This is a genomic window from Nocardioides flavus (ex Wang et al. 2016), assembly GCF_014653115.1.
GTDB lineage: Bacteria > Actinomycetota > Actinomycetes > Propionibacteriales > Nocardioidaceae > Nocardioides > Nocardioides flavus.
Genome location: NZ_BNAD01000013.1, coordinates 77,238 through 85,233 on the forward strand (window position 1 = coordinate 77,238; position 7,996 = coordinate 85,233).

Here is a 7,996-nt window from a genome sequence, read left to right on the forward strand (position 1 = left end):
ACACTGCACCCACAGAGCGGGACAGGCTGCGATGTGCCGCCACTCTCCCCGGTCCGGCCGCGGGGGTGGCGGCACACTGCACCCACAGAGCGGGCCTGGCTGCGATGTGCCGCCACCCTCCGGCCGGGCGGGTGACGCGGTAGCCTCGCGCCGATGTCCACCCCCGACGCTCACCCCGACCCGCTGCTGTTCCGTACGCGCCCGGGCAACCGCCGACGGCTGACCCCGGCCGCGCAGGCGGAGGTCGACCGGCTGGCCGCGGCGGGCGAGCAGTCCGCGTGGCTCAGCCCCCAGGCGTACAACCTCACGATCAGCCACAGCCACCGGTTCGTCTGGTACCGCGTGGCCAAGGTCGCGACGCGCACCATCCGGCACCACTGCGAGACCCACGGCGTGAGCATGGACGTCGACCACGCCATGCGGATCCGCTATCCGCTGGCGAGCTTCGCCGACTACTTCACGTTCGCCTTCGTCCGCGACCCGCTCGACCGGTTCGTCTCGGCGTGGCACGACAAGGTCGTCGACCACAACTACTACGACTTCGACCCCGCGACCCACGAGCGCATGCAGCGCGTCGAGGAGTTCGCCCGGTGGACCGCCACCCACGACCTGTCCGCCGTGCCCGGCACCGACCAGCACCTGACGCTGCAGAGCCGGATGATCGACCTGAACCGCGTCGACCTCGTCGGGCGGCTGGAGACCTTCGACCGCGACTTCGCCGCGGTGTGCGAGCGGATCGGCGCCCCGGCCGTGCCCACCCGGCCGCAGAACCAGACCGCCCCCGGCGGGCGGGACCGGCAGGTCTCCGACGAGCTCCGCGACCTGGTCGCCCGGATGTACGCCCGCGACTACCAGCTCTTCGGCTACGCCCCGCCGGCCTGACCCAGCCGCGCGAGTGCCTGGCGTACGAGCGCGGGGTCAGTCGTCGACCACATCGGCGGCAGCGAGGCCTTGAGGAACCGGCCGTAGCGCGCCGTCTCGAGCCGCGGGTCGAGCACCGCGACGATCCCGCGGTCGGTGGTGGTGCGGATGAGGCGACCCGCGCCCTGGGCCATCAGCAGCGCGGCGTGCGTGGCCGACACCTCCATGAAGCCGTTGCCGCCGCGGTCGTCGGCGGCCTTCGCGCGCGCGGACATCAGCGGGTCGTCGGGTCGGGGGAACGGGATCCGGTCGATGATCACCAGCTGGCAGGTGTCGCCGGGGACGTCGAGGCCCTGCCACAGCGACAGCGTGCCGAACAGGCAGGTGTGCGGGTCCTCGACGAACTGCTTGGCCAGCTCGGGCAGCTGGGCGTCGCCCTGCGCGAGCGTGGTCAGGTGCGGCAGCCGGGTGCGTACGGCCTCGGCGGCGGTCTCGGCCGCGCGCCGGGAGGAGAACAGGCCCAGCGTCCGGCCGTCGAGGGCGTCGACGAGGTCGCAGATCTCGTCGAGCTGCGCGGGGCCGAGGCCGTCGCGGCCGGGCTGCGGGAGGTGGCGGGCGACGTAGAGGATGGACTGCTGGCCGTAGTCGAAGGGCGAGCCGACGTCGATGCCCTTCCACGGCAGCGCGTCCTCCGCGTCGGTCGTGGCGACCTGGTGGCCGATGCGCTCGGTCGGCTTGAGGCCGAGCGAGGTGGCGACCGCGCCGAACTCGCCGCCGAGCATGAGGGTCGCGCTGGTGAACACGACGGTCTTGTCGGTGAGCAGCTTGTCGCGCATCGGCCCCCACACCTGCAGCGGCGCGACGTGGAGCCGCGCGGGGAAGCGGTCGCGCGCCTCGCCGAGCCAGAGCACGTCGGCCTGGGACCCGGCCGCCATCCGCTCGGCGTTGACGAAGACCTCCTGCACCATCCCCTTGGACTGGGTGCGCCCGGCGTCGCCCTCGCCCTCGCCGCCGGACTCGCGCGGGTAGGCCGAGAGGCACGCGCGCGCGGCGTCGCGTACGAGCACGAGCGCGTCGGAGAGCTGGGTCGACATCTGGTCGATGCGGCCGGGCGGCGTCGCCGCGAACGCCTCGGCCAGCTGCTGGGCGGCGTCCTCGAGGTCGCCGGCGGGGTCGCCCGACGCGTCGGCGGTCCAGCGGCTCGAGCGCCGGGCGGCGCGCTCGATGTCGGAGACGCCGAGCTCGTCGGTCGCGGCCTGCGTCACGCGCTGGACGAGCTCGTGGGCCTCGTCGATCACGACCGTGTCGTAGTCGGGGATCATCGGCACGTCCTCGATCGCGTCGATCGCGAGGAGGGAGTGGTTGGTGACGATCAGGTGGCTGCGCTGGGCCTTCTCCTTGGCGAGCTCGGCGAAGCACTCCGCGCCGAACGGGCACTTGCTCGCGCCGAGGCACTCGCGGTGGTTGACCGAGACCTGGCGCCACTCGCGGTCGGTGTGGCGGGGCGCGTTGTCGCGCTCGCCGCTGCCGCCGGCCTCGGACTCCCCCTCCGCCCACTCGCGCAGCTCGAGGACCTTCTCGGCCATCGAGCCCATCGGCACGTCGACGAGGGTGCCCTGGTCGTCGGGCACGCCGGCGCGGATGCGGTGCAGGCAGGCGTAGTTGGAGCGCCCCTTGAGCACGGCGTACGACGTGTCGAGCCCCCGCACGTGCTTGACGGCCTCGACGAGGCGGGGCAGGTCGCGCTCGACGAGCTGGTGCTGCAGGGCAAGCGTCGCGGTGGCGACGACCACGCGCTTGTCGTGGAGCATCGCCGGGACGAGGTAGCCCAGCGACTTGCCGGTGCCGGTGCCGGCCTGGACGAGGAGGTGGCGGCCCTCCTGCATCGCCTCGGCGACCTCTGTCGCCATCTGGACCTGGCCGTCACGCTGCTGGCCCCCGAGCGCGCTCACTGCCGTGGCCAGCACCTCGGTGACGGGAGCGCCGACGGGGACGGTGGCGGTGTCGGTCTCGGGCACCAGAGAACCCTACGGGGCGCCGCCGACACGAGGTCGGGCGCCGTCCACAGCGACGGTCAGTACTTCTTCTTGCGGCCGAGCTGGCGCTCGATGCGGCGCTCGGGCTGGCCCAGCAGCCGCGCGAGCAGCTGGACGCGGTAGCGGTAGGCGACCACGCCCAGGACGACGATCAGCAGGAACCAGAGCATGCCGCGATCGTACGCCCGGCTCCCCAACCGGCACGGCCGCACTCGGAGGGGGAAACTGACTCCTGGAGGGGGTTGCAACGGCCTCCAGGAGTCAGTTTCCCCGCTCGAGCGGGGAAACTGCGAGAGGCGGCGAGCCAGCGGGTCAGACGACCGCGCCGGAGTCCTCGGGCGCCCGCTCGACCCGCTCCTTCTTGACCCGGCTCATCGGCCACTTCTCGTGCATGTAGGTCAGGAGCGGGGTGGCGGTGAAGATCGAGGAGTAGGTGCCGACGACCAGACCGATCAGCAGCGCGATGGAGAAGTCGCGCAGCGAGTCGCCACCGAGGATCGCGAGCGTGGCCAGGATGAACATCGAGCCGAGGCCGGTGTTGACCGTACGCGGGATGGTCTCGATCGCGGCCTTGTTGGCGAGCGTGCTGAACTCGTCCTCCGGCTTCGAGCCGTACCAGCGTTCGCGCACGCGGTCGAAGACGACGACGGTGTCGTTGACCGACAGACCGACGATGGTCATCGCTGCGGCCAGGAAGATGCCGTCGATCGGCTTGTCGAGCCAGGCGAAGATGCCGACCACCAGGATCACGTCGTGCGCCATCGCGATGACCGCCGAGACGCCGAAGGTCCACTTGAACCGGACCGCGAGGTAGAGCAGCTGGGCCAGGAAGGCCACGCCGAACGCGATGAGCGCGTTGTTGCGGAGCTCCTCGCCGAGGGAGGCGCCGATCTGCTGGTCGTCGATCTTCTCGACGTCGCCGCCGATCGCGGCCAGCTCGTCCTCGATGCGCTGCTCCTCCTCGTTGGAGAGCTCGCCGGTGCGGACGGTGAAGGCGCTGTCGCCGGAGTCGGCGGTCTGCACGACGGCCTCCGGGAAGCCCGCGTCGGAGACGGCCGTACGGGCCTCCTCGATGCTGACCTCCTCGGCGAGCGAGTAGTCGAGCTGGCGACCGCCGGTGAACTCGACGCCGAGGTTGAGGCCCTGCGCGATGCCGGCGATGGCGAAGACCAGCGCCGCGCCCGAGACCGCGAGCCAGCGGCCGCGGTGCTTCATGATGTCGGGGTCCTTGCGGTCCAGCCAGGTCCGCACCTTGCCGACGTCGCCGATGCCGCTGAGGGCGGACCGGCGCGATGCGCCCTTGTTGGACACGGCGAGCTCGCACAGCACGCGGGCGATGATCAGCGCGGAGATCATCGAGGCGATGACACCGATGGACAGCGTGACACCGAAGCCCTTGATCGGCCCGGACCCGAGGAAGAACAGCAGGCCGGCCGCGAGCAGCGTGGTGACGTTGGAGTCGATGATCGCGGTCCACGCCTTGTTGAAGCCCACCTGGAGGGCGCGGCGCAGACCCGCCGACGGGTAGGCGCGGTACTCCTCGCGGGCGCGCTCGAAGACGAGCACGTTGGCATCGATCGCCATGCCGATGGCGAGCACGAAGCCGGCGAGGCCGGGCAGCGTCAGGGTCGAGCCGAGCCCGACCAGCATCGCGTAGGCGAGCAGGGCGTACGACGCGAGCGCGACGGTCGCCATCGCGCCGACGAGGCGGTAGACCACGATGATGAACAGGCCGGTGAGGATCAGGCCGATGATGCCGGCCTCGACGGAGGCGTCGATCGCCGCGGCACCGAGCGAGGGGCCGACGAGACGGTCGGAGATCGCGCGCAGCTCCAGCGGCAGCGCGCCGCCCTCGATCAGGGCGGCGAGGTCCTTGGACTCCTCGGAGGTGAAGTTGCCGGTGATGTCGGTGGAGCCGCCGCGGATGCCGACGTCGCAGCCCACGGACTCGTTGACCTCGGGCGAGGAGATGATCTCGCCGTCGAGGACGATCGCGATGCGGCGCTTGGGGTCGCCGGTGGGGTTGCACGCGGCCTTGCCGGTGATGTCGGCCCAGGTGCGCCCGCCCTCGCCGTTGAAGTCGATCGCGACGACCCACTCCACGCTCTGCTCGCGCTGCACGGCGCTCGCGCCACTGATCTCCTCGCCCTGGATGACCGTCGGGCCGACCTCGAGGGTGTCGCCCTGGTCGGACGGCAGGACGAGGTTGCCCTCCTCGCTCGGCTCGGCGTCGGGCTGCGCGGTCGCGAGGACCTCGTGGATCGTCAGCTGGGCCGTGCTGCCGATGCGCTCCTCGGCCTCCTGGGCCTCCTCGTCGCTGGTGACGCCCGGCAGCTCGACGAGGATGCGGTTCTCGCCCTGGCGGACCAGCACCGACTCCGCGACCCCGAGTGCGTCCACGCGCCCGCGCAGCACCTCGAGGGTCTTGTCGACGTTCTCGGCGGTGGCCGGGGTCTGCTCGGTGCCCTCGGCCTCGAAGACGAACTGCGCGCCGCCGCGCAGGTCGAGACCCAGGTTGGGCTTGACGTTGATCGCGAGCGCCGCGCACCCGGCCAGCAGGCCGAGCACGAGGATGAAGCGGACCCAGACACCACGTGACATGCGCGACATCCTCCACCACGAGACTCCAACGCCCGAATCCGGGCACGGACAGCACAACGGGCGGCCGGTGCAGGAGGTTCCGGGGGTCTCGACACCGTACGCCGCGACGGTGTTGTCTGGGTCACACCCGCGTACCCCCGCGGGTGTCACTTCTCGGGAGCACACATGTCACCACGCATTCCACGCCGCATCCCACGCCGCATCCCACGCCGCATCCCACGCGCCGGGGCCACCAGGCTGGCCACCGTCACCGCCCTCGTCGCCGCCGGGCTCGCCGCCACCGCGGCAGGCGCCACGGGCACCGCAGGGCCGGGCGACCCACCGCGCGAGCTGGCCCGCGCCGACGGCGACGCGACCCAGATCGTCATGGTCAAGGCACCGACGGTCGAGGAGCGCAACGAGGTCATCGGCCTCGGCCTCGACGTCACCGAGCACGCCGACGAGCGCGGCATCGAGGTCGTCCTCCACGACGCCGAGGACGCCGCGACCCTGCGCGAGGCCGGCTTCACCTGGCGGGTCACCGTCGAGGACCTCGAGGCGCTCACCCGGAAGAACCGCCGGGCCGACCGCGCGTACGCCGCCTCCGTGGAGGAGTCGGGACTGCCCAGCGGCCGTACGTCCTACCGCACCTATGACGACTACGTCAGCGACCTCGACCAGCTCGCCACCACCTATCCCTCGCTGACCCGTCCCCTGACGCTCGCCAACACCACCGTCCTCGGTGAGGACATCCGTGGCATCGAGGTGAGCGCGAACGCCGACAAGGTCAAGGACGGCAAGCCGGTCTTCCTCCTGATGGGCGCCCACCACGCCCGCGAGTGGCCCAGCGCCGAGCACACGATCGAGTTCGCCTTCGACCTCCTGGAGTCCCACCGCGCCGGCGACGCACGCGCGCGCGACCTGCTCTCCCGCTCGCGGGTCATCCTCGTGCCAGTGGTCAACGTCGACGGCTTCAAGGTCTCGCGCGACGCCGACCCGCTCGGCAACTTCTCGACCTTCGACTACGAGATAAAGCGCAAGAACTGCTCGGTCTCGGCCGCGACGCCGGCCCAGTACACGACCGGGTCGTGCGACGACAACCTCGCCGGCCGCTACCGCGGCACCGACCTCAACCGCAACTACCCGGGCTTCTGGGGCGGCGGCGGAGCGAGCCCCTTCTGGTCCGGCGACACCTTCCGCGGGGACGCGCCCGGCAGCGAGCCCGAGAGCGACGCGGTCCGCCAGCTCATCTCCGAGCGCGCGGTCACGGTGATGATCTCCAACCACACCTACAGCAACCTCGTGCTGCGTCCCCCGGCCATCGCGGCCACCGGGCTCGCTATCGACGAGCCGGAGCTGAAGGCGCTCGGTGACGCGATGGCGGCGAAGAACGACTACGTCAGCCAGGCGTCCTACCAGCTCTACGACACCTCCGGCTCGACCGAGGACTGGAGCTACTGGATCACCGGCGGGTTCGGCTACACCTTCGAGATCGGCGACGAGGGCTTCCACCCGGCGTACGAGGAGGCCGTGGTCGGCGAGTACCTCGGCCTGGCACCCGCCGACGGGGCCGGGCTGGGCGGCAACCGGGAGGCGTACTGGCTCGCGACCGAGGCGGCCGCCGACCGCGACCTGCACTCGGTCATCACCGGCACCGCGCCGGCCAAGCACACGGTCAGCGTGTCCAAGACGGTGACCTCGGAGACCTCCCCGGTCATCGGCACCGACGGAACGGTCGGGGAGCCGCTGCTGTTCACCGACGACCTCAGCACCGAGCTCGCCTCGACCGGCGGACCGTTCACCTTCGACGTCAACCCCTCGACCCGACCGCTGGTGATGGGCCGCTACGGCCGCGAGGCGCAGGCGCCGCCGCAGGACTCGATCACCCTGGCCAACCCAGCAGGGGTCCCCGCGGTGGGATCGAGCGAGGCCGTGACGTTCGACGTGCAGGGCCTGCCCGCGGTGGACAACGGCTTCCTCGTCGTCACCGTCGACTGGCCCTCGGACGACCCCGTGGCCCAGGACTGGGACTTCTTCCTCATCGGCCCGGACGGTGAGCCGGTCGGCTCGGGCGCCACGCTCGCCAACCCGGAGGTGATCCGGGTCCCGGACCCGCAGCCGGGCACCTACACCCTGGTGGCCGACAACTACGCCGGCGGCTCCGAGGCGTACGACTGGTCCGGCACCGTCACCTTCGAGGGCCCGACGCCGCCCAGCCCGACCGGGACCCGCGAGGCATGGCTGCTGAGCTGCGCCGACAAGCGCGGCAACGTCGTCGCCACCAGCGAGGTCGTCGTCGAGCGCGGCGAGCGGGTCGACGTGGGCGACGCCTGCGAGCGGGACAAGGAGTAGCGCCCGAGGTCGTGGTGGTGCGTCAGGGATCCCCGGTCAGCCGGCTCTCCTGACTGATGTGTGGGTCATGCTCGGCTTGGGAGGGCTGGTCTGTAGGGGCCGCGGCTGAGCATCGCGAGCGCGATGAGGGGTTGGGGTGAGTGGAAGCCGAACGCGATGCGGGTGAG

5 protein-coding genes are annotated in these 7,996 nt (G+C 71.7%); 2 read left to right on the forward strand and 3 right to left on the reverse strand.

Annotated features, from left to right (window positions below; translation table 11 throughout):
- Positions 1 to 153: 153 nt before the first annotated feature.
- On the forward strand, positions 154 to 882 hold the full coding sequence (locus tag IE200_RS17190; protein ID WP_191280712.1) for a sulfotransferase family 2 domain-containing protein: 729 nt from the start codon (positions 154 to 156) through the stop codon (positions 880 to 882).
- Here IE200_RS17190 and IE200_RS17195 read toward each other — a convergent pair.
- From IE200_RS17195 to secD, 3 genes are all read right to left on the reverse strand, one after another.
- Positions 864 to 2,879 (reverse strand): ATP-dependent DNA helicase, encoded by a 2,016-nt coding sequence (locus IE200_RS17195; RefSeq protein WP_229856719.1) that lies wholly within the window; start codon positions 2,877 to 2,879, stop codon positions 864 to 866. The genes IE200_RS17190 and IE200_RS17195 overlap by 19 nt on opposite strands.
- 56 nt (positions 2,880 to 2,935) lie before the next feature.
- Positions 2,936 to 3,067 carry a hypothetical protein gene (locus IE200_RS21065; protein ID WP_268245562.1) on the reverse strand — a complete coding sequence of 44 codons (132 nt, stop codon included), beginning with the start codon at positions 3,065 to 3,067 and terminating at the stop codon, positions 2,936 to 2,938.
- 142 nt (positions 3,068 to 3,209) lie between these two features.
- Positions 3,210 to 5,498: a protein translocase subunit SecD gene (secD, locus tag IE200_RS17200; RefSeq protein WP_191280713.1), complete on the reverse strand. Its 2,289-nt coding sequence runs from the start codon at positions 5,496 to 5,498 to the stop codon at positions 3,210 to 3,212.
- 165 nt (positions 5,499 to 5,663) lie between these two features.
- Between secD and IE200_RS17205 the strand changes: the two genes are divergently transcribed.
- Entirely contained in the window at positions 5,664 to 7,829 is a 2,166-nt protein-coding gene (locus tag IE200_RS17205) for a M14 family metallopeptidase (protein WP_191280714.1), read from the forward strand.
- Positions 7,830 to 7,996 lie beyond the last annotated feature (167 nt).

Coding starts and splice junctions, on each gene's coding strand:
- IE200_RS17190 (WP_191280712.1), top strand. CDS start 154: ATGTCCACCCCCGACGCTCACCCCGACCCGCTGCTGTTCCGTACGCGC.
- IE200_RS21065 (WP_268245562.1), bottom strand. CDS start 3,067: ATGCTCTGGTTCCTGCTGATCGTCGTCCTGGGCGTGGTCGCCTACCGC.
- secD (WP_191280713.1), bottom strand. CDS start 5,498: ATGTCACGTGGTGTCTGGGTCCGCTTCATCCTCGTGCTCGGCCTGCTG.
- IE200_RS17205 (WP_191280714.1), top strand. CDS start 5,664: ATGTCACCACGCATTCCACGCCGCATCCCACGCCGCATCCCACGCCGC.